Source organism: Paenibacillus lupini (assembly GCF_011761355.1).
Taxonomy (GTDB): Bacteria; Bacillota; Bacilli; order Paenibacillales; family Paenibacillaceae; genus Pristimantibacillus; species Pristimantibacillus lupini.
In genome coordinates this window covers 1-22443 of the sequence record NZ_JAASRW010000009.1, presented here as the reverse complement: position 1 = coordinate 22443, position 22443 = coordinate 1, and the positions used below count along the sequence as shown (strand labels likewise).

General features: G+C 45.1%; 20 protein-coding genes. 8 read left to right on the top strand and 12 right to left on the bottom strand.

Annotated elements, in window-relative coordinates; genetic code table 11:
* Positions 1-22: 22 nt before the first annotated feature.
* The 11 genes from FHS17_RS25165 to rpmH form a co-directional block, all read right to left on the bottom strand.
* On the bottom strand, positions 23-1180 hold the full coding sequence (locus FHS17_RS25165; RefSeq protein WP_167281229.1) for an aminotransferase class V-fold PLP-dependent enzyme: 1158 nt from the start codon (positions 1178-1180) through the stop codon (positions 23-25).
* Positions 1181-1383: 203 nt separating this feature from the next.
* Positions 1384-2241, bottom strand: a complete 858-nt coding sequence (locus FHS17_RS25160; RefSeq protein WP_167281228.1) for a ParB/RepB/Spo0J family partition protein — start codon at positions 2239-2241, stop codon at positions 1384-1386.
* Positions 2222-2995, bottom strand: coding sequence for a ParA family protein (locus FHS17_RS25155; protein ID WP_167281227.1), 774 nt, complete (start codon positions 2993-2995; stop codon positions 2222-2224). Before FHS17_RS25155 ends, FHS17_RS25160 begins: the two co-directional genes overlap by 20 nt.
* A 148-nt stretch (positions 2996-3143) precedes the next feature.
* Positions 3144-3962, bottom strand: coding sequence for a nucleoid occlusion protein (gene noc, locus FHS17_RS25150; protein WP_167281226.1), 819 nt, complete (start codon positions 3960-3962; stop codon positions 3144-3146).
* A gap of 323 nt (positions 3963-4285) precedes the next feature.
* Positions 4286-5008, bottom strand: a complete 723-nt coding sequence (gene rsmG, locus FHS17_RS25145; RefSeq protein WP_167281225.1) for a 16S rRNA (guanine(527)-N(7))-methyltransferase RsmG — start codon at positions 5006-5008, stop codon at positions 4286-4288.
* The gene (gene mnmG, locus FHS17_RS25140; RefSeq protein ID WP_167281224.1) at positions 5008-6897 is read right to left on the bottom strand and encodes a tRNA uridine-5-carboxymethylaminomethyl(34) synthesis enzyme MnmG; all 1890 of its coding nucleotides are present in this window, start codon (positions 6895-6897) and stop codon (positions 5008-5010) included. The genes rsmG and mnmG overlap by 1 nt, the downstream gene beginning before the upstream one ends.
* Positions 6898-6918: 21 nt before the next feature.
* Positions 6919-8298: a tRNA uridine-5-carboxymethylaminomethyl(34) synthesis GTPase MnmE gene (gene mnmE, locus FHS17_RS25135; protein WP_167281223.1), complete on the bottom strand. Its 1380-nt coding sequence runs from the start codon at positions 8296-8298 to the stop codon at positions 6919-6921.
* A gap of 83 nt (positions 8299-8381) precedes the next feature.
* On the bottom strand, positions 8382-9014 hold the full coding sequence (jag, locus tag FHS17_RS25130; RefSeq protein WP_167281222.1) for an RNA-binding cell elongation regulator Jag/EloR: 633 nt from the start codon (positions 9012-9014) through the stop codon (positions 8382-8384).
* A complete protein-coding gene (locus FHS17_RS25125) occupies positions 9011-9736 on the bottom strand; it encodes a YidC/Oxa1 family membrane protein insertase (RefSeq protein ID WP_167281672.1) in 726 nt (241 codons plus the stop codon). The genes jag and FHS17_RS25125 overlap by 4 nt, the downstream gene beginning before the upstream one ends.
* Before the next feature lie 153 nt (positions 9737-9889).
* A complete protein-coding gene (rnpA, locus tag FHS17_RS25120; protein ID WP_167281221.1) occupies positions 9890-10243 on the bottom strand; it encodes a ribonuclease P protein component in 354 nt (117 codons plus the stop codon).
* A gap of 127 nt (positions 10244-10370) precedes the next feature.
* The gene (rpmH, locus tag FHS17_RS25115) at positions 10371-10505 is read right to left on the bottom strand and encodes a 50S ribosomal protein L34 (protein ID WP_068681599.1); all 135 of its coding nucleotides are present in this window, start codon (positions 10503-10505) and stop codon (positions 10371-10373) included.
* Positions 10506-11070: 565 nt separating this feature from the next.
* On the opposite strand from rpmH, the gene dnaA reads away from it, so the two are divergent.
* The 6 genes from dnaA (at position 11071) to gyrB (ending at position 17443) form a co-directional block, all read left to right on the top strand.
* Positions 11071-12423 carry a chromosomal replication initiator protein DnaA gene (gene dnaA / locus FHS17_RS25110; RefSeq protein ID WP_167281220.1) on the top strand — a complete coding sequence of 451 codons (1353 nt, stop codon included), beginning with the start codon at positions 11071-11073 and terminating at the stop codon, positions 12421-12423.
* Between the two features lie 248 nt (positions 12424-12671).
* Positions 12672-13814, top strand: coding sequence for a DNA polymerase III subunit beta (dnaN, locus tag FHS17_RS25105; RefSeq protein ID WP_167281219.1), 1143 nt, complete (start codon positions 12672-12674; stop codon positions 13812-13814).
* Between the two features lie 42 nt (positions 13815-13856).
* The gene (yaaA, locus tag FHS17_RS25100; protein ID WP_167281218.1) at positions 13857-14072 is read left to right on the top strand and encodes a S4 domain-containing protein YaaA; all 216 of its coding nucleotides are present in this window, start codon (positions 13857-13859) and stop codon (positions 14070-14072) included.
* 30 nt (positions 14073-14102) lie between these two features.
* Positions 14103-15212: a DNA replication/repair protein RecF gene (gene recF / locus FHS17_RS25095; RefSeq protein ID WP_167281217.1), complete on the top strand. Its 1110-nt coding sequence runs from the start codon at positions 14103-14105 to the stop codon at positions 15210-15212.
* 30 nt (positions 15213-15242) lie between these two features.
* Positions 15243-15494, top strand: coding sequence for an extracellular matrix regulator RemB (gene remB / locus FHS17_RS25090; protein ID WP_012772007.1), 252 nt, complete (start codon positions 15243-15245; stop codon positions 15492-15494).
* A gap of 41 nt (positions 15495-15535) precedes the next feature.
* A complete protein-coding gene (gene gyrB, locus FHS17_RS25085; protein ID WP_167281216.1) occupies positions 15536-17443 on the top strand; it encodes a DNA topoisomerase (ATP-hydrolyzing) subunit B in 1908 nt (635 codons plus the stop codon).
* A 35-nt stretch (positions 17444-17478) separates the two neighbouring features.
* Here the strand turns inward: gyrB and FHS17_RS25080 are convergent, their stop codons facing one another.
* Entirely contained in the window at positions 17479-18240 is a 762-nt protein-coding gene (locus FHS17_RS25080; RefSeq protein WP_167281215.1) for a YheC/YheD family protein, read from the bottom strand.
* Between the two features lie 296 nt (positions 18241-18536).
* Between FHS17_RS25080 and gyrA the strand changes: the two genes are divergently transcribed.
* Complete coding sequence (gene gyrA, locus FHS17_RS25075) at positions 18537-21044, top strand: DNA gyrase subunit A (protein WP_167281214.1); 2508 nt, start codon at positions 18537-18539, stop codon at positions 21042-21044.
* 43 nt (positions 21045-21087) lie between these two features.
* A complete protein-coding gene (locus tag FHS17_RS25070) occupies positions 21088-22155 on the top strand; it encodes an HD domain-containing phosphohydrolase (RefSeq protein WP_167281213.1) in 1068 nt (355 codons plus the stop codon).
* Positions 22156-22443: the final 288 nt, after the last annotated feature.

Sequence of the window (22443 nt, the reverse complement as noted above, 5' to 3'; positions counted from 1 at the left end):
CTTCCGCCCCCAGAAAATTATGCTAAGAGTATTGCTTCCGTATTTCTTTCACTGCTGTAACAAGGGCATCCGCTTCTTGCTCTGTTGTAAAACAACCTACACTCGCTCGCACTGCGCCTGTTCCTGTCGTCCCTGCGCAGGCATGGGCCAGAGGTGAGCAGTGGAAACCTGCCCGCACCGCGATTTGATAATGCTGATCGAGAATGAAAGACATCTCGGACGGATCGATTCCTTCAACAACAAATGCGACAATTCCAGTTCTCTCTTCGCCTAATTTCGGCCCAAGAATTCTAACTCCATTAATCGGCAAAAGCCCCTCCATGAGTCGCTGGGTTAACACCCATTCCTTAGTATGGATGTTATGTACCGTCTCATGCAGGATATATTGAACACCCGCCTTCAGCCCCGCTAGGCCGGGTGTATTTTGCGTTCCCGCCTCATACCTATCTGGACGCACGTTAGGCTGCTCAGGAGCCTCAGATTGGCTTCCCGTCCCACCATGCAACTGTGGCACGAGATCTAAGTTAGGATGGATGTACAAGCCTCCTGTGCCTTGTGGGCCAAGCAGACCTTTATGCCCTGGGAATGCCAGCATATCGATACCCATTGCCTCAACATCAATATCCAAAATACCAGCGCTCTGAGCAGCATCAACCAACAGCTTAATCCCTCTGCTTCTCGCAAGTTCACCAATCTGTGCAACGGGCGTGATCGTACCGAGAAGATTTGAGCTGTGAGTAACGATAATTAATGAAGTTTGTGCAGTTATGGCTTCTGCAATTCGATCGACTTCAACATGCCCTTCTTCATCAGACTCAACATAGGTTACATGGATACCTAGCGCATGCTTCATATACTCAAGTGGCCGTCTCACCGAATTATGTTCTACTGAAGTTGCAATAACATGATCACCGGTTTTGACCCAGCCTTTTATCGCCATATTCAGTGCTGCAGTCGTATTTGACGTAAATGCTATATCGTTCGGATTTTTAATTCGAAACAATTTACTCAATTGCTTCCTTGTATCAAACAATACACGGCTTGCTTGAACTGCCATCCGGTGGCTGCCACGCCCTGGATTTGCAGCTTCGTGAAGCATCGCATACTGCATCGCCTCGAGTACGCTTGGTGGTTTAGGCCAAGAGGTCGCCGCGTGATCCAAATAAATAATCCCTTCCATTACCCCTCTCCTCCTTCCTCTACTTCCCTATTTCCAAATCCAAGAATTGATAGTTTCTCCTGTTATAGATCTGCTTAGGTTGTTCCAGATTAAAACGTTCTAAGCTGCAAAATAAAGGCACCTTAAGACATAACAATAGCATACCTTAGTTTAATCTTTCGTTTCAAAGATTACAACTTTGGTATGCTAGATTTATACATCTATTAAGCCATATTCTGGAGAATCTCGAGAAGCCGTTCCAGATCTTGTTTGTTGTAATATTGCAGCTCGATTTTCCCTTTTTCTTTTTGCTGTTTAATTTTAACAGTTGTTTTGAAGCGATCTCTCAAAGACTCTTCTAGACTTTCAATATAAGGGTCACGCTTCTTCGATTTAGCTTTTGCTTTTGTCGCTTCTGCAGCCTCTTTTACTTCAAGCTTCTGAATCGCTTCCTCAAGATCACGAACACTCCATCCCAGACTTACGGTCCGATCGGCCATTTCCTTTTGGACAACTGCATCTTTAATACCGACCAATGCTCTTGCATGCCCCATCGATATTGTTCCACGTGAAACATTGTCTTTGATCTCTGTCGGCAAAGCGAGAAGACGCAGGAAGTTGGCAATATGCGAGCGCGATTTACCAACCTTCATGGATAGCTCCTCCTGAGTAAGCTTGAACTTATCCATCAGTCCTTGATAGGCCATTGCTGTTTCAATTGCATTTAAATCCTCGCGCTGCAGGTTCTCAATTAAAGCAATCTCCATAACCTGTTGATCAGAGAAAGATCGAACAACTGCTGGAACCGTAGGATTACCGCAAAGCTGAGAAGCACGGAAACGTCTTTCTCCTGCAACAATCTCATAGCCTTTTAATACGGTACGAACGATAATCGGCTGAATGACGCCATGTTGTTTAATCGATTCTGCTAATTCCCTAATGGAATCATCATCAAAGGTCTTACGTGGTTGATACGGGTTAGGACGTAATTGCGTCAATTGAATCTCAATAACTTTATCGTCTTCGCTTACCGAAAGCGATGGAATAAGCGCATCAAGTCCTCTACCTAGCCGCTTGCTCATACATGATCACTTCCTTAGCAAGTTCAAGATATACTTCAGCACCTTTAGATCTTGGGTCATACGTAATAATAGCCTCACCATGTGATGGAGCCTCACTCAAACGAACATTACGAGGAATGATCGTTTGGTACACCTTTTGTTGGAAATACTTCTTAACTTCTTCAATAACTTGAATACCAAGATTCGTCCGAGCATCAAGCATCGTTAATAGAACACCTTCAATTTGAAGGGAAGTATTAAGATGTTTTTGAACGAGTCTAACTGTATTTAAGAGCTGGCTTAAACCTTCCAGCGCGTAATATTCGCATTGTATAGGAATGATAACTGAATCAGCTGCAGTCAATGAATTAATCGTCAACAGACCAAGTGATGGCGGACAATCAATTAGGACGTAATCAAATTGATCCTTCACCAAGTGCAATGCCTTCTTCAAACGGAGCTCCCGCGAGATCGTTGGTACCATCTCAATCTCCGCACCCGCTAACTGAATCGTAGCCGGGATGATTTTGAGACCTTCAATCTTCGTTTCAAACATCGCATCCTTTGGATGGACATCATTAATCAGGATATCGTAAATACAATTGTTTACATCTGCTTTGTTAATACCAATACCACTTGTCGTGTTGCCCTGAGGATCTATATCGACCAACAGTACTCGTTTACCGAGTGTTGCAAGACATGCCCCTAAGTTAACAGACGTTGTTGTTTTACCAACACCGCCCTTTTGGTTGGCTATTGCAATAATCTTAGACAAACTTGTTCACCTCTATGTCTCCAAACTTTTATTCCCATGATGACGATTACGCTAACGGTGAAACGTATCGGTATAAACGGTTTTGCCGCCCTCATAGAGGACGGCCCAGAGAAGTACTATTACGTTCATCATAAATGATTACGCAAAGCTAACTTTTCGGTATATGAATAGTAATTTCGTAGAAATCGCCAAGATCTTTTTCGTCTGCCTTAATTTCCATTCCCGTGCTCGAAACCATCTGTACAGCTTGGCGAATAGTATTAAAGGCCAGTCGAGTATTTTTCGGCATAGCAAAACGTTTGGTTTGCTTTGGTTTAGGTTCTTCCTTCAGCGAGGCAATACGATTCTCCGTCTGTTTGACGTTTAATTCCTTCGTAATGATCTCTTCCAGCACCTGGTTCTGCAGTTCTTCCGTATCCAGCGACAACAATGCTCTAGCATGACGCTCTGATATTTTTCGACCAGCAAGCGCATTCTTAACCGTTTCGTTTAACCCGAGCAAACGCAGCTTATTCGCAATTGTGGATTGGCTTTTACCTAAACGCTGAGCTAAACTTTCCTGCGTCAGCTCATGAAGCTCAATCAGCTTCTGATAGGCAATCGCTTCCTCAATAGCTGTCAAATTCTCACGCTGAAGATTCTCGATCAGAGCAATGGATGCCGTCTGCGAATCATTAAATTCGCGAATAATAGCTGGAATAGTTTCGAAACCAAGCTTCGTAACCGCACGCCAGCGACGCTCCCCTGCTATAATCTCATATCTGCCATTTCTGGCGCGAACGACAATTGGCTGAATAATACCATGCGTTTTAATCGTTTGGCACAACTCATCGATACGTTCATCATCGAAGATTGTTCTTGGTTGGAACGGACTCGTATCAATATCTTGAATAGGAATTTGCCGAACCTCTTCTTGACCGCTCCGCTGATCACTCAGACCGAACAAACGGGAAAATGATTCTTTCATATTATCTGCTCTACCACCCGATCAAGAAACCAGTTGCCGTAAAACGGGTTGGTTTCCAAGATGTGCTACTATGCATCAACGGTAATTGGTTTTCTTACCGTTACTACCATTTTATCTTTATTCCCTATTAAAAGACAACCTCGTTTAATAGACTGATCGCGATCCCCAGTCATATCCTATTATCACTTGTGCCGGGTCTCATCTATAATTCTAATATTTCGACTTCAAATAGACAATTTCCTGCTTGATCTTTTTATAATTTCCAATGTACACAAATAAACCTCTGTATGTTTCACGTGAAACATACAGAGGTTTATAATGACTTAAACAAGTGGTTGTTTAAGTGGTGTTCCCGCTTTACGTGGATATTTTTTAGGCGTAGAATCCGTCTTCTCAATCAGGACGATATGTCGCTCCGATTGCTCGAAAGGAAGCTTGAATGCATGCTCTGCACGAACCTTCCCTCTTAGCTCTCGAAGGCTTACTCCCGCTTCCTTAACCTCTTCTACACTTTGTGAACCTTTCATTGCAGCGAATAAACCATACCTACGGGTAAACGGTAAACAAAACTCATTCAACACATTAAGACGTGCAACTGCTCTTGCTGTAACGAGATCGAAGGAATCTCGATATTCCGGCATTCTTGCGAGATCTTCTGCACGGCCGTGAACACAGTTTACATCTTCTAGTCCAAGATCCGTAACCAGTTGATTCAAGAATTGAATCCGTTTATTTAACGAATCTACAATTACGACCTTCAGATGTGGGAAGCAGATTTTTAACGGAATACTTGGGAATCCTGCTCCTGAACCGATATCAGCAATTTTCCGAACGTCCTTCATATTCACGAAGAACGAGAGCGAGATCGAATCGTAGAAATGCTTCTCAAAAACGGCATCCCGCTCTGTAATCCCCGTTAAGTTCATCCGTTCATTCCACTCTACTAGCACGCGGTGATACGTATCAAACTGCTCAAGCTGCTTAGGGGATAAAGATATCCCATTCTCCCCCATCAGCTTTTCAAACCATACATGCGTATCTGTCATTAGGATCCTCTCGCTGCCGTCACACGGTTATAGTGTTCCAAATATACGAGCAGAATGGAAATGTCAGCTGGAGTTACACCTGCAATCCGTGAAGCTTGCCCGATTGACAATGGACGAATATCGGCCAATTTTTGTTTGGCCTCTGATGCCAAGCCATGTACTTCGCTATATACGATGTCATCCGGAATTTTCTTTTTCTCCATCTTGTTCATTCGCTCTACTTGGTGCAATTGTTTTTCAATGTAACCAGCGTATTTAATTTGAATTTCCGCCTGCTCCTTCATTTCCTCTGTCAGAGGAAGATCGGAAGGTGCAATGGTTTCAATCATCGCATGTGTCAGTTCAGGACGTCGAAGCAGCGACAAAGCATCCATGCTAAATGCGATAGGTGCGGAACCAGCTGCCTCCAGCATTGGCAACGCCACTTCAGGACGAATCTTCGTTGTGCTAAGACGTTCAATCTCCTGCGCAACAAGATCTTTCTTATTAAGGAAGGTTTGGTACCGCTCTTCCGAAATAAGTCCGATCTCATAACCAGTTGGAGTCAACCGAAGATCAGCATTATCATGACGGAGCAGCAAACGATATTCTGCACGTGACGTAAGCAAACGGTATGGATCATTTGTTCCTTTTGTTACAAGGTCATCAATCATAACTCCGATATAACCTTGCGAACGATCAATGATAACCGGTTCTTTACCTTGTACTTTACGCGCCGCATTGATACCCGCAATAATACCTTGACCTGCAGCCTCTTCATAACCCGAAGTTCCGTTAATTTGTCCAGCTGTGAATAACCCGTCGACCAACTTTGTCTCCAGGGATGGCCAAAGCTGTGTTGGAACAACTGCATCATATTCAATCGCGTAACCATTACGCATCATCTCAACTTTTTCCAAACCTGGAATAGAACGTAAAATTCCGAGCTGTACATCTTCTGGCATACTTGTTGAGAGACCTTGTACATAATACTCCGAAGTATGCTTGCCTTCTGGCTCTAAGAAAATTTGATGCTTCGGCTTATCAGCGAAACGAACAATTTTATCTTCAATAGAAGGACAATAACGAGGACCCGTACCTTCAATAGCTCCTGAGAACATTGGCGCACGGTGCAGGTTGTCGTTAATAATTTTATGGGTAGCTTCCGACGTATAAGTCAGCCAGCAAGGTAGCTGCTCATTATCGGATGACTCTGTCTCATAAGAGAAAAACTTCGGTTTATCATCACCAGGTTGAATTTCTGTTTTGCTAAAATCGATCGTATCCTTATGCACACGCGGCGGTGTACCCGTCTTGAAGCGAGCCAATTTAAAACCCAGCTCCTTCAGACTAGCCGAAAGCTTCACCGAAGGCTGCTGATTATTTGGACCACTCTCATACATCAATTCACCCATAATAATTTTGCCGCGCAAGTAGGTACCCGTTGTAATAACAACCGATTTAGCTCGATAGATGGCACCCGTTTTTGTAACAATCCCCACTACTTTTCCATCTTCTACGATCAGATCCTCTGCCATCCCTTGTCGAAGTGTTAGATGGTCAGTCTCCTCGATGGTCTTCTTCATTGTGTGCTGATAAGAGAACTTATCGGCTTGCGCACGCAATGCATGAACGGCAGGACCTTTACCCGTATTCAGCATCCGCATTTGGATAAATGTTTTATCGATATTGCGCCCCATCTCGCCGCCTAGTGCATCAATCTCACGCACAACATGCCCTTTCGCAGGTCCCCCGATTGATGGATTACATGGCATAAACGCCACCATATCCAGATTGATCGTCAGCAGCAGCGTCTCGCAGCCCATTCTCGCAGAAGCAAGCGCTGATTCACAACCAGCATGACCCGCTCCTATGACAATGACTTCATATTGCCCAGCTTCATATGTCACTTTATTACCCTCCAATTCACTTTACTTCCCTAAACAGAACTGCGAGAAAATTTGATCTATTAATGAATCGCCAACCTCATCGCCCAAAATCTCACCAAGCGACTCCCAAGCATCACGCACGTCAATCTGAATCAGATCAATTGGGATGCCAACATTCGACGCTTCTATCGCATCAAGCAGTGATTGCTGTGCTCTCTTCAGCAGAGAAATATGCCGAACATTGCTGACATATGTCAAATCTCCAGAATCAAGCTGCCCTTCGAAAAACAACTTACTGATCGCTCTCTCTAAATGCTCGAGTCCTTCCTCTTCAAGAACCGACATACGTACGATTCTTTCCTCGCTAACAAGTTCTTCAATCTCAGCCATATTCAGCTTAGAATCCAAATCCGATTTATTAATAACGAGAATAAGCTGGCGATCCTTCACCTTCTCAAGCAGCACCCGGTCATCCTCATGCAAACTTTCATTGTTATTAAGCACAAACAAAATTAGATCCGCTTCTTCGAGCGCGTTATGCGACCGTTCCACTCCGATTTTTTCAACAATATCACTTGTTTCGCGGATACCCGCTGTATCAAGCAGCCTAAGCGGAATATGATTTAAGGTGACATATTCCTCGATGACATCCCGGGTTGTACCCGGAATATCTGTTACAATCGCTTTATTTTCTTGCGCCAGCATATTAAGCAGTGAAGACTTCCCTACATTCGGGCGTCCGACAATTGCCGTCATAATACCCTCACGTAATATCTTTCCTTCGTTCGCCGTTTTTAACAGCTTAGCAATCTCCTCAAGTGCAGATCCGCTCTGTTCACGAATATACGCACTTGTCAGATCCTCAACATCATGTTCAGGATAGTCGATATTTACTTCGATATGTGCGAGCAGCTCAATCACCGTCTGGCGTAGTGCTTTAATCCGCTTCGACAAGGTTCCTTCTGCCTGTTTGCGGGCTACCGAGAACGCACGATCCGACTTCGAACGAATGAGGTCAATGACCGCTTCTGCCTGCATCAAATCAATCCGACCATTTAGAAATGCTCTCTTGGTAAATTCGCCTGGCTCTGCAATTCTGAATCCATCCTGCAGCAGCACCTGATCGAGAACCTTCTTAACAGCAACTACGCCGCCATGGGCATTAATCTCAACAACATCCTCCGCTGTGAATGAGCGTGGTCCACGCATCACCGTAACGATAACTTCCTCAACTTGCTCCCCAGTCTTGGGATCTATAATATGACCGTAATGAACAGTATGCGTTGCCGCATCCGTTAGATCGGTCCGTGAACGAAAAATCCGGGCAGTCCCTTCAATTGCATCGGGACCACTAACACGAATAATCGCAATGCCGCCTTCTCCAACTGCCGTTGAAATTGCCGCAATAGTATCGTGCACCATTAGCTGTCAGCACCTCTCAAATGGAAAAACAGCAATGACCACGGGAGCCATTGCTGCGAATTCATAAATCTATAGATCTAACTTTACATCTGCTTTTCCTTCAAAGCAATGACAACGCGCCGGTTCGGCTCATCGCCTTTGCTATATGTTTTCACCCTTGGGTGATTCTGAAGCTGGGAATGAATCACTTTGCGTTCATGCGACGACATCGGCTCCAGCACAACCTCTTTCTTTGTGCGTATAACCCTGCCGGCAAGGCGTTCCGATAATTCCTCCAGCGTCTTGCGGCGACGCTCGCGAAAATCTTCTGCATCAAGTACGATCCGAAGATGGCTGTCCGAGTATCGATTTGCCACTATGTTAACCAAATACTGCAGCGCGTCAAGTGTTTGTCCGCGCCGGCCAATCAGCATGCCGATGTCCCCACCGCCCGATACGGACAGATAGGTCGCATCTCTCGTTTGTTTCCGCTCGACAGCAACAGTTAACCCCATTGCCTCTGCTACATCACGAAGAAATTGCTCTGCTTCAATTGTTGGATCCGGGATGAGCTCCAGCTCAACCTTTGCTGCTTTTACGCCAATGAGTCCGAACAGCCCTTTGGAAGGCTGCTCCATCACAAGCACTTTGACGCGATCCTTGGTTACATTTAATTGTGTCAAACCGCTCTGTACAGCATCATCAATCGTTTTCCCTGATGCTAGAATTTTCTTCATTTCGCGAGGGCCTCCTTACCCTTGTTGGATGAACGAACGTACAGGAAGTAGTTTTGAACTATCGTGTAAATATTACTGAAAATCCAGTACAACGGAAGAGCCGATGGGAAGTTCAGCGCCATAACGAAGATCAGGACTGGGAAGATCATAAGCATCGCACCCATACCTGGCATCGCTTGTGTTTGCTGCTTCTGCATCATCTTCGATTGAACGAATGTAGTTGCTGCTGCAATTAGCGGGAGGAAGTACCATGGTCCTGGCTCACCAAGCTGCAATCCGAGGAATTCATGCGTACGAACCTCAGGATTTCGGTAAATCGAGTTATAAAGTGCCATAAACACAGGCATTTGTACGATAAGCGGCAAGCATCCAGCCATTGGATTGACTTTGTTTGCTTGGAACAGCTTCATCGTTTCTTCCTGCTGTTTCTGCGGGTTGTCTTTATGTTTCTTCTTGATTTCGGCCATTTGCGGCTGAATTGCCTGCATCGCCTTCGAGCTGCGATACTGCTTCAGCGTTAACGGCAAAATTGCTGTTCTTACAATAACCGTAATGAGCAGGATAGCAAGTCCATATGAACCGTGGAACCAGTCAGCAAATGTATCCAGCGTCAGGGAAAAATAATAAACTACGTTTTTCTCCCAGAAGTTGCCGTGCTGTAGATCAGCCGTACTCGTCGTGTTATTGATCTGCTGACCGCATCCGGAGAGCAATGCTACCATCAGCACCAGACCCAGTACGAGCAGCCACTTGCGGTTTTTTCTTAAAACCAACGTGAAATCTCCTCTCTGAACACTCCAAACTAAGCATTATTGTCTAAACTATACCATAAATAATAGGACAAAGAAACAAGTTGGCAATGCTGGCCACTTTTGCTAAAACCGAGCTTCTTTCTTCAGCAAACCAGCTTTCCTAAGTACGTGCATAATGCTCTTCTCCAGCTGCTTCGTCTCCATCTCAACCGCAGGTTTTCTTACTATTAATATAAAATCAATGTTCGGGACGATTTTCGCTCCGTTCAAACGGATAATTTCCTTAATAACGCGTCTCATCCGATTACGTACAACAGCATTGCCGATTTTCTTACTGGCGGACACGCCTAACCGGAATGGTTCCGCAACTGGCTGCCTCGACCAATACACAACAAACTGCCCATTCGCGAATGATTTGCCATAACGATAGATCCGATTGAAGTCAGCGCGGTTACGCAGACGCAGTTTTCTTTGCACGACCAGGTTCACCGTTCTTTCTTCATTTAATAAACCTCTATGTATGATTTGCCCCGCGGAACCGACCCTTTACCTATCAGTATCGCCCGCAGGGCAAAAAAAAAGACCACCCGACGTGGTCTTTTGCTTATGCGCTAAGAACTTTTCTGCCTTTTTGACGACGCGCTGCCAAAACTTTACGTCCGTTTTTCGAGCTCATCCGTTTGCGGAAGCCATGTACTTTTGCTCGTTTGCTTACATTCGGTTTAAATGTAGGTCTCATCTGAACTGCACCTCCCGTATATCAAATACTGAAACAGTATCGCATATTATCGATCTGCTTATTCTTTGTAAACGACTGTTTTTTTGAAACACGCTTTTTTTATTAAACCATGCTGGGTCCAAAAAGTCAATTAAAAACAAGCCTACCCAAATATTGTGGATAAATGAATGGAATACAGCACTTTGTCGGAAAACTAATAACATGTGTATAATTTTTCGGGACTTTGCACGAACTTTGTCGAAATGGTAACAAGATATTAACAATATGTAGTGGTGTCTATAACTTTTATGCACAAGCTATTGAATTTGTGGATAAAATCTCACAATTCGTTGAAATACAAGGGATCTTTTGCTATGATTATTATGTTTTCGGTGTGTATACCTCATCGATCAGCTACTCTTATCAACAACCTGTGGATAACATTGTGAACAAACTCATCCCCTATTCATAACTCATGTTCCCTTTATTCTTCATATTGTGGATGTATTCGTAATAAACACCATTCATTCGACATGATTTGGCTTAATTGCGCCGTTTTGGCGATTTTTGATAAGGAGTGACGTCTGTGGACAGCCATACCTATGATTTATGGCAGCAAGTGTTGTCAATCATTCAGACGAAACTAAGCAAACCCAGTTTCGATACCTGGTTTAAAGCGACCAAGGCTTCCTTCGTGAATGATTCTTTGCTGGAAGTGACGGCGCCGACAACATTTGCGGCTGAATGGCTGGAAGGCCGATATACCAAATTAATTCGTAATACCTTGTTTGAGTTTCTCGGCAGACAGGTCGATGTCCGATTTTCAATTGAAGAGGCCAAAACAGCCGAGCCCGTGCCCGCTGTGCAGCCAAGATCAGTCGAAGCACCAATCGTTCATGAAGAGACATTCAATCATATGCTCAACCCGAAATATACGTTTGATACCTTCGTCATCGGCGCCAATAACCGGTTTGCTCATGCTGCTTCGCTTGCTGTTGCAGAAGCACCGGCTAAAGCGTACAATCCGCTCTTTTTATACGGCGGTGTAGGTCTTGGCAAGACGCATTTAATGCATGCGATCGGCCACTACATTATGGATCACAATCCAAGCACCAAGATTATGTATATCTCATCTGAGAAGTTTACGAACGAGTTCATTAATGCTATCCGCGATAACCGTGGCGAGAGCTTCCGGAACAAATATCGCAATATTGACGTGCTTCTCATTGACGATATTCAGTTTTTGGCGGGAAAAGACGGGACGCAAGAGGAGTTCTTCCATACCTTTAATGCGTTGCATGAAGAGCGGAAGCAAATCGTTATTTCCAGTGACCGTACGCCAAAAGAGATCCCGACTTTAGAAGAAAGACTACGTTCGCGGTTCGAGTGGGGACTAATTACGGACATTCAAGCGCCAGATCTGGAGACGAGGATCGCCATTTTGCGTAAAAAGGCGAAAGCGGAGAACCTTGATATTCCGAATGAAGCGATGGTCTACATTGCTAACCAGATTGATACGAATATTCGGGAGCTGGAGGGTGCCTTAATCCGTGTAGTTGCTTATTCTTCGCTTATTAATCAGGATATTACATCTCATCTGGCTGCTGAGGCATTAAAGGATATTATTCCTTCCAGTCGCCCGAAGATGATCACCATGAACGATATTCAGCAAAAGGTTGGCGAATTCTACGGTTTGCGTCTTGAGGAATTCAAAGCGCGTAAACGGACCAAAGCTGTCGCTTATCCTCGTCAAATTGCAATGTATCTTTCTCGTGAACTAACTGATTATTCACTTCCGAAGATTGGTGAAGCATTTGGCGGCCGTGATCATACTACCGTCATCCATGCACACGAGAAAATATCGCAGCAGCTGAAGGTAGATCAGGACTTGTACAAGATTTTGCAAAACCTGACCGAAAAGATCAAAAATCACACGTAAAAGTTATTCACTTCTATATGAACAACCAAGCAAGCCTATGCACAAGCTATACACATGTGGATAGGCTTGCTTTATCCGTGTTTTAGACGGTTATCCACATATTCAGGCCGCCTACTACTACGACTACTAATATTTTTAAATAAATCATCATCAAAATAGGGCGAAAACGCCCATTACGGCTCCGCCTATTTTCAACCCATTTTTTAAACCACAAAACATCGATCCGAAACGGACTTAGGAGTGAAACCATGAAACTTTCAATTTCCAAACATGAACTGAACGAAGCCATCCAACAGGTTGCAAAAGCGGCTTCTTCCCGTCCGACAATCCCGATTCTAGGCGGCATCAAGATTGAAGTTACCCATCAAGGGGTTACCTTAACGGCTAGTGATACCGATATATCTATTCAAAGCTTTATCCCTGTAGAACGAGATAATCTCGTTATTGCACATGTGGATAAACCGGGTAATGTCGTTCTCCCCGCCAAATTCTTTGTCGAGATCGTTAAGAAACTTCCTTCTGACAATGTTGAAATTGAAGTAGGTGCTCATTTCCAAACCCTTATTCGTTCCGGTTCAACAGATATCCAAATGGTAGGCCTGGATCCTGAGGAATTCCCGGTTCTGCCCTCCATTGAGCAAAACGAGCTGTTCCAAATGCCTGGTGATCTGCTGAAGGCGATGATTCGTCAGACTGTACTTGCAGCATCCGTGAATGAGCAGACGCCAATTCTGACAGGTGTACTTTGGAGTCTCCAAGATAAGCAGCTGAAATTTGTGGCGACCGACCGCCACCGCTTGGCAAGCCGTGTCGCTCAAGCTGAGACAGCTATGGAGTACCGGTTTAATAATGTCGTTATTGCTGCCAAAACGTTAGTCGAGCTGTCTAAGCTGGTCCCGGATCAGCACGGCCTCGTTGATATTGTGGTTGCGGACAACCAGGTACTGTTCAAGATCGGTAACGTCCTCTTCTATACACGCATATTAGACGGGACTTATCCGGATACTTCTAAAATTATTCCGAGCATGTTCAAAACAGAACTTGTACTCGATACAAAAAATTTGACGGATGCAATTGACCGTGCATACCTGATGTCGAGAGAAGAGAAGACCAACATCGTTCGTCTGACGACTCTTGATAATGGCGTCATTGAGATTTCATCCAGCTCCACTGAAGTGGGCCGCGTAACGGAGCAGCTTGATGCCAAACAATTCGATGGCGAGCCGCTGCGGATCGCCTTCAACTCCAAATATATGCTTGATGTGCTTAAAGTCATTGACAGCGAACAGATTTTTATCGGCTTTACCGGGGCAATGAGTCCTATTGTTATTCGTCCGACGGATCATTCATACAACACGTATGTCATCCTGCCTTATCGAACAACGAATTAAGGCTGCATGGGTAAGATAAGGTGAAAGGAAGGTGAACTTGCGATGAAAGAAGTTGCTATTCGTACGGAATATATTACGCTTGGACAGTTTTTAAAGCTGGCGGATTGTATATCCACAGGTGGACACGCGAAATTTTTCTTGCAGGAAAACGAGGTTCATATAAACGGAGATGTGGATAACCGTCGCGGCAGAAAACTGTACGTCGGTGACCGTGTTGAAGTAGAGGGCTGCGGCGTCTTTACGGTAACCGGGGCTTAAGCCCATACCAGGCCGGGAGGACAAACAAACGTGTTTTTAAATAGCATTCAATTGCACAATTATCGCAACTACAAAGAACTTGAGCTTAAGACAGATAACCAAGTGAATTTGTTTGTCGGGCCAAATGCGCAGGGGAAGACAAATTTGCTTGAGGCGATCTTCGCCCTCGCCCTCACCAAATCACACCGTACATCCAAGGATAAAGAGCTGATCGGCTGGGAAGCCGATTCCGCTCGGATCCACGGAGAGGTGGAGAAGCGGTATGGAATGGTTAAACTCGACTTGATGTATTCAACGCAAGGGAAGAAAGCAAAGATCAACGGTTTGGAGCAGCGCAAGCTGAGTGATTTTATTGGATCGCTTAACGTCGTCATGTTCGCACCAGAGGATCTTGAGATTGTAAAAGGAACGCCGGGCATACGAAGACGGTTTCTCGATATGGAAATCGGACAAGTACAGCCCGGTTATTTGCATACGTTGACGCAGTACACAAAAGTGCTGGCACAGCGGAACAATTTTCTAAAGACGACCACTCCCGGCAGCTCGCAGCTAGCCATGCTTGATATATGGAATATGCAGCTTGCTGAGCATGGTGTTAAAATTATGAAAAAAAGGAAACACTTTATACATAAATTACAACGGTGGGCGGAGCAGATCCATTCCGGTATAACGGCGGGTGGCGAGCACCTCACCATAGAGTATCGCCCATCCTTTGACGGTGGCGCCTCCGAAGATGAAACTGTTTTATTTGAGCAATTTATGTTAAAGTTATCACAGGTGAAAGATCAGGAGATTCGCAGAGGAATGTCGCTTGTTGGACCGCATCGCGACGACATGGCGTTCTTTATCAATGGCAAAGAAGCGGCCGTATACGGCTCGCAGGGTCAGCAGCGCACAACGGCGCTGTCACTTAAGCTTGCCGAAATTGAGCTAATCTGCGAGGAGATTGGGGAATACCCGTTATTACTGCTTGATGATGTGTTGTCTGAGCTCGACCAGAATCGTCAGACACAGCTTATCGAGACATTTCAAAGCAAAGTTCAGACGTTTATTACAACGACCGGACTCGAGAGCGTAAATGTGAGCAAGCTCCAAGACGCCGGTATCTACGATGTGCGGGAAGGCCGAGTGACGCGCTGATCACCAGCGTATATACGGGAGGCGGAGGACATGTATATCCATTTGGGCGGCGAGAAAATTATTCGGGCTGCTGAGTTGGTAGCCATTTTTGATATATCGATAGAGCAATCCTCTAAGCTATCCAAGCAGTTTGTAGCAGGAGCCCGCAAGCGCAAGGATGTAGAAACAATTGGTGAGGAAGAGCCCAAGTCGATTGTTGTGACCAAGCAGAAAATCTATTATTCGCCGATTTCATCCTCTACTTTGAAGAAACGGGCCCATCATTTTGCGGCGAACGGCTAGAAGCAGCCAAGGCGAACAGGTATGAGAGGAGTAGTGAGCAGTTGAATCAGCAGAATACGTACGATGAGAGTCAGATACAGGTCCTCGAAGGTTTGGAGGCAGTTCGCAAACGTCCAGGGATGTATATCGGTTCTACTAGCGGAAAAGGCCTTCACCATCTCGTATGGGAGGTTGTCGATAATAGTATCGATGAGGCGCTGGCCGGTTACTGTACGAAGATTCAAGTCATTGTCCATGAGGACAACAGTATTACCGTAATTGATAACGGACGCGGAATCCCGGTTGGGGAGAACGCAAAGCTTAAGAAATCAACTCTTGAAGTCGTTATGACTGTCCTGCATGCAGGCGGTAAATTTGGCGGCGAGGGCTATAAAGTATCGGGCGGATTGCACGGGGTAGGTGTATCCGTCGTTAATGCGTTGTCAGAGCATGTAACGGTTACGGTTAAGCTTCATGGTAATGTCTATCAACAAGAATACCGCCGTGGTGCACCGCAGTATGACGTCAAGATTGTTGGTGAATCGGACGAGACAGGTACGACGGTTAGATTCAAGCCGGACCCTGAGATTTTTACCGATACCACTGTTTACGAATATGAGACGCTCCAATCGCGGATCCGCGAGCTTGCGTTTTTGAATAAAGGCCTTGAGATCGAATTAATGGATGAGCGTACTGGCGCTTCGAATACGTTTAAATACGATGGCGGTATTATCGAGTTCGTAAGACACTTGAACCGCAACAAAGAAGTTATGCACGAAGATCCAATTTATGTTGAAGGCTCGAAAGATCATATTCAGGTCGAAGTGTCTTTGCAATATAATGACGGCTACACGGAGAATATTCATTCCTTCGCGAATAATATCAATACACATGAGGGCGGTACGCATGAATCCGGCTTCAAGAGCGCGTTGACGCGGATTATCAATGATTATGCCCGCAAGACGAACTTGATTAAAGATAATGACTCCAATTTCTCCGGCGATGATGTCCGTGAAGGTTTAACAGCGATCATTTCGGTGAAGATCCCTGAACCGCAGTTCGAGGGACAAACAAAAACGAAGCTCGGCAACAGCGAAGTGCGCGGTATTGTCGAATCGTTCTTCGCCGAGAAGCTGCAGGAGTTCCTGGAAGAGAATCCGTCGGTCTCCCGTAAAATCGTGGAGAAGGGTCTGCAAGCGGCTAGAGCCCGCGAAGCGGCACGTAAAGCACGCGAACTTACAAGACGTAAGAGCGCGCTGGAAGTAAGCTCCTTGCCAGGTAAACTGGCTGACTGCTCTTCGAAGGATGCATCAATCAGTGAATTGTACATCGTCGAAGGCGACTCAGCGGGTGGATCAGCGAAACAAGGCCGTGACCGTCACTTCCAGGCGATTTTACCGCTTCGTGGTAAAATTCTGAATGTTGAACGTGCAAGGCTCGACCGTATTCTCGGTAATGCTGAGATTCGTGCGATCATTACGGCGCTTGGTACGGGTATCGGTGACGACTTTGATTTGGCGAAGGCCCGTTACCACAAAGTCATTATTATGACGGATGCCGACGTCGACGGTGCTCATATACGGACACTGATGCTGACGTTCTTCTTCCGGTACATGCGGAAGATTCTTGAGGCGGGTTATATCTATATTGCACAACCGCCGCTGTTTAAGATCGAACGTAACAAAGTGATTCGCTACGCACAATCCGAGAAGGAACGCGATGATATTATCGCAGAATTCGGAGAAGGTGTGAAAGTGAATGTACAACGTTATAAAGGTCTAGGCGAGATGAATGCAACGCAGCTGTGGGAAACAACGATGGATCCGGAGAGCAGAACAATGCTTCAGGTATCGATCGATGATGCCATTGAAGCGGATATTATCTTCGATACGCTGATGGGCGATAACGTTGAACCACGCCGTGATTTCATTCATCAGTTTGCGAAAGACGTTAAGAACCTGGACGTCTAGTAAAATAATATAAAGATAGCCGTCCATATGGGCGGCTATTTCTTTTTATATCGCCCGTAAGATACCGCATACTGATAAATTTTACGGAATATGGTTTTATCTTCGAGCTTGCGGAATATAAAGGCATCAGGTTTGGTATTAACCTCAAGGATCCAAGGGCGCATCTGTTGGTCGATGGCAATGTCGATGCCGAGTTCCTTGATGCCCGGATAATGCTTCTCCAGCTCTTTGGCGATATCAAGACTGATCTGCTTAAGACGGATGGCATAGACCATTTTTTGCGTAGGCGATTGATGAGTAGACATTAAGCTTTCGAAGGACATTGGAGTTCCGCCATTATGATAATTGGTTACAATTTTAGCAGGATGGGCAAGTCGGCCGATAATACCGGTAGCTTCCCAATGGTTGTTGTTGTTTCGTTGTATCATGACGCGGATATCGAAGCGTCGTTTTTTATGGCGAAGCAGATCGATCCCTCTTTGGACCAGATATCGTCTGCCATTAATTTTTTTAACCAGGCTTTGGTGCAGCAGCTCGAAGGTAGGAAAAGTTCTAATGGTTGTATTCAATTGATATTTGTAGCCTTTGCTTGGCGACCTCAGCTTTTCTACACGCATGACTCCCTTGCCGAAAGTTCCGTTTACTGGCTTCACATATACCATGCCGTATTCCGTTAACATCAACAGAAGATTCTCATGGCCAAAGAGCTTGGTCGCAGGAATATATTCACGGAGAGCTGCTGAATGAAGAAGGACATTTGTTTTCTCCCACTTGCTGTATACACACTGGCTAGACAAAGTGGTTGCTCCTTTCCGGATGGACCCTGTTCGATTTGATGGATGAATGCACAATCAAGAAGAAGACAGAGATTGGATTGAGTGGTATAATGTAATTTGGGTCTGTTTATTTTATGGCGGCTCTGGAACGAAAGAAAACGGTTATTTGCCTATTTTTTTCGTTTTTCGTAGGCAATTTGTCTGTTTTATCGTTGAAACGTAGAAAAGGTGTTTAGCCGCGCCTTTTTTGTGAAAGTAATATAATGGTTATCATGAATGATGAGTTAGGCAGATCAATGACGTCAGGGAGGTAAAACATGGCGGAAGAACAACAGCATTCGCAAATTAAAGACCGTGACATCGGTATAGAAATGCGCGATTCTTTTATGGACTATGCGATGAGTATTATCGTGAGCCGCGCACTGCCCGATGTAAGGGACGGTCTTAAACCGGTGCATCGTCGTATTTTATATGCAATGTCGGAGCTAGGCATGTCCTCGGACAAGCCGTATAAGAAGTCTGCGAGGATCGTAGGTGAAGTTATCGGCAAGTATCATCCGCACGGCGACTCGTCGGTATATGAAGCGATGGTACGGATGGCACAAGATTTCTCGATGCGATACATGCTTATTGACGGGCATGGCAACTTCGGCTCAGTTGACGGAGATATGGCGGCGGCGATGCGGTATACCGAAGCGCGTTTGTCCAAGATCGCCATGGAAATGCTTCGCGACTTAAATAAAGATACAGTTAATTTTATTCCGAACTATGATGGTGAGGAAAAAGAACCGGCGGTTCTGCCGTCGCGTTTCCCGAACCTGCTCGTAAACGGGGTAACAGGTATTGCGGTAGGTATGGCAACAAACATTCCTCCGCACAACTTGAACGAAGTAATCGACGGCATTCAAGCACTGATTCAAAATCCAGAAATTACGCCGCTTGAGCTGATTGATTATGTAAAAGGTCCTGACTTCCCGACAGCGGGTATTGTAATGGGGCTTAGTGGAATTCGTAATGCCTATCTGACTGGTCGTGGCACTGTCACGATGAGAGCACGGGCTAACATTGAAGAGAACGGCAATAAAGCTCGTATTATTGTCTATGAGCTGCCATACCAAGTGAATAAAGCGCGTCTGGTTGAGAAGATTGCTGAACTCGTTCGTGAGAAAAAGATCGAGGGCATAACTGACCTTCGTGATGAATCCGATCGTAATGGCATGCGGATCGTTATTGAGCTTCGCCGTGATGTGACGCCAAGTGTTGTACTGAACAATCTGTATAAGCAGACGCAAATGCAATCGAACTTTGGTATTAACATGCTTGCGCTTGTTAATGGCGAACCGAAGACACTGAACTTGCGGGAAATGCTTTACTACTATCTGCAGCATCAGATCGAAGTTATTCGTCGTCGTACAGAGTATGATCTGAAAAAAGCAGAAGCTAGAGCTCATATCCTCGAAGGTTTGCGTATTGCTCTTGATCATCTGGATGAAGTCATTGCGCTTATCAGGGGATCACAAACGGCGGATATCGCCCGTGAAGGCTTGATTGAGCGTTTTGCTCTAAGCTATGAGCAAGCACAAGCTATTCTCGATATGCGTCTACAAAGGCTGACTGGTCTCGAACGCGACAAGATCGAAGCTGAGTATGAGGAACTGATGAAGAAGATCGCTGAATACAAAGCGATTCTTGCTGATGAGCAGCTTGTGCTCAACATCATTAGTGAAGAGCTTAATGAGATCAAAGAGCGTTTCGGCGACGAGCGTCGCACGGAGATTACGGTAAGCGATGAAGAGATCCTTGATGAGGATTTAATCCCGCGTGAGGATGTTATCATCTCTATTACGCATACCGGTTATATCAAGCGTCTGCCGGTATCGACTTACCGCAGTCAGAAGCGCGGCGGTAAAGGTGTAGTGGGCATGGATACGAAGGAGCATGACTTTGTCGAGCATCTATTTGTATCAAATACCCATCATTACCTCCTGTTCTTCTCGAATAAGGGCAAGGTATATCGCTTGAAAGCCTACGAGATTCCAGATCTTAGCCGGACAGCTAGAGGGACGCCGATCATTAACCTGATTCAGATCGAGCAAGGTGAGACGATCAACGCGGTTATTCCTGTAGAGGGCTTCGATTCAGAACAATACCTGTTCTTTGCTACACGCCAGGGTATTGTGAAAAAGACTCCGCTTGATGATTATATAAATATTCGTAAAGTCGGGCTTATTGCGATTTCGATTCGTGAGGATGACGAACTTATCGGCGTGAAGCTGACAGACGGCAACCAAGAGATCGTAATGGGTACAGCACAAGGGATGTCCATTCGCTTCTCCGAGCAGGATGTACGGTCAATGGGCCGATCTGCTACTGGCGTAAAAGGCATTCAACTGGATGATGAAGATGTGGTTATCGATATGGACGTTGTTGTTCCAGATAATGACGTACTTATCGTTACAGCAAAAGGTTACGGCAAACGGACACCGATGAGCGAATACCGGATCCAGAATCGTGGCGGTAAAGGGATTAAAACCCTTAACGTTACGGATAAGAATGGACCGATTGTTAGCTTGAAGGTTGTTCTGAATGACGAGGATCTGATGATTATGACCGCCCTAGGCACATTGATCCGGATGAGCATGGAAGGCATCTCGACGATGGGTCGTAATACGCAAGGCGTGAAATTGATTAATACACGTGAAGATGACACGGTATCTACGGTAACCCGTGTAGCTCGCAACGAAGATAGCGATGATTCCCTTGAAGAAGGCGAAGAATTCGAAGAAGGAACAACGGAAGCTGATTCCAAACCCACAGAAGAGTAATTAGCGAACGCATAAGATAGGCATACATCGGGAGGGGACCGTTGTGGCAACAGTGGCTTTATCACAAGTGAAGTTAGGCGACAAAATCAGCGATGATGTCCTCACCCCGCTTGGCGGAGTGCTGCTCCATAAGGGGAAAGTGGTCACCCCTAGGGAGTTAGACATTATGCGTGCATTTCTGGTTCCACAAGTAAAGATTGAAATGCCGGCTAATCAGGCAGATAAAGTGCAGGAGAATATCAAAAAGGATCCAGTTGTCCCTAGCTTATCTGCAACGCCGCTGCATGATGAATATGATCAAATGATTGTTCTGCTGAAGCGGGTTATCAATGAGATCAGATCGGGACTTCCGATTCCGGTTATGGATATGAGGTCACAGCTTGAGAAGATGCTGCAGTACGAGAATATGTATCAGGTACTTACCTTCACACCAAGACAGTTTGTTGAACGTGAATACTTGATGCATAACAGTGTACTGGTTGCGCTGACCTCCTATCGCATTGCCCAGTGGTGTGGTCTTCCCCGTAAAGATTGGATGCCCATAGCACTGGCCGGCTTGCTGCATGATATAGGGAACGTTAAGATTGATCAGGCTATTCTAGCCAAGCCATCAACCTTAACTACAGCAGAGAATGAGGAAATGAAGCGCCACACAGTTCTTGGTTACCAGCTGCTGAAAAATATCGCCTCCTTAAACGAAGGGGTGAAATTATCAGCGCTTCAGCATCATGAACGAATAGACGGCAGCGGATATCCGTTAGCAATTGATTCGACCAAGATACACCCTTACGCCAAAATTGTAGCCATTGCTGATATCTATCATGCGATGACCCTTAATCGTTATTACCGTAAAGCAGCATCTCCATATTTCGTTCTGGAGCAGATTCAGAGCGATGCTTTCGGGAAGTTGGAACCTGGATACGTAAGGGTGTTTGTTGAAAAGGTAACGCAGTTCCATAACGGCAATATCGTGAAGCTTAGCGATGATCGTATAGGTGAGATTGTATTTACGGATTCTGTTCATCCGACAAGACCATGGGTATCGGTTAATGGTTCAATCATTAACCTTACTGTAGATAGACATCTGCATATTAAAGAAGTAATGGGATAACATATAGATATCGCCCTGCATTAGGGCGATATCTATTGTTGTTTATAAAGGATTTAATACATAAATTTTGAGATGTAAAAGATAATAATCATGTTTTAGCAAAATAGTTTAAAAAAGTACTTGCAATCCATTAGGCGGACATGGTATATTATCTAAGTCGCCGCTGAAACAAACGGCCGACAAACACTAAAGAAATTGTTCTTTGAAAACTGAACAACGAGCAAAACTGCCCCGTTAGAAATAACGGAAAAAGCGATAAAAACAAAGTTTGAGCAAGTCAAACAGAAC

What these genes read in the sequence shown, in the direction of transcription:
- FHS17_RS25165 (WP_167281229.1), bottom strand. Translation starts at nt 1,180, where the DNA reads ATGGAAGGGATTATTTATTTGGATCACGCGGCGACCTCTTGGCCTAAA.
- FHS17_RS25160 (WP_167281228.1), bottom strand. Translation starts at nt 2,241, where the DNA reads ATGAGCAAGCGGCTAGGTAGAGGACTTGATGCGCTTATTCCATCGCTT.
- noc (WP_167281226.1), bottom strand. Translation starts at nt 3,962, where the DNA reads ATGAAAGAATCATTTTCCCGTTTGTTCGGTCTGAGTGATCAGCGGAGC.
- rsmG (WP_167281225.1), bottom strand. Translation starts at nt 5,008, where the DNA reads ATGACAGATACGCATGTATGGTTTGAAAAGCTGATGGGGGAGAATGGG.
- mnmE (WP_167281223.1), bottom strand. Translation starts at nt 8,298, where the DNA reads ATGGTGCACGATACTATTGCGGCAATTTCAACGGCAGTTGGAGAAGGC.
- jag (WP_167281222.1), bottom strand. Translation starts at nt 9,014, where the DNA reads ATGAAGAAAATTCTAGCATCAGGGAAAACGATTGATGATGCTGTACAG.
- FHS17_RS25125 (WP_167281672.1), bottom strand. Translation starts at nt 9,736, where the DNA reads ATGGTAGCATTGCTCTCCGGATGCGGTCAGCAGATCAATAACACGACG.
- rpmH (WP_068681599.1), bottom strand. Translation starts at nt 10,505, where the DNA reads ATGAGACCTACATTTAAACCGAATGTAAGCAAACGAGCAAAAGTACAT.
- dnaN (WP_167281219.1), top strand. Translation starts at nt 12,672, where the DNA reads ATGAAACTTTCAATTTCCAAACATGAACTGAACGAAGCCATCCAACAG.
- yaaA (WP_167281218.1), top strand. Translation starts at nt 13,857, where the DNA reads ATGAAAGAAGTTGCTATTCGTACGGAATATATTACGCTTGGACAGTTT.
- remB (WP_012772007.1), top strand. Translation starts at nt 15,243, where the DNA reads ATGTATATCCATTTGGGCGGCGAGAAAATTATTCGGGCTGCTGAGTTG.
- gyrA (WP_167281214.1), top strand. Translation starts at nt 18,537, where the DNA reads ATGGCGGAAGAACAACAGCATTCGCAAATTAAAGACCGTGACATCGGT.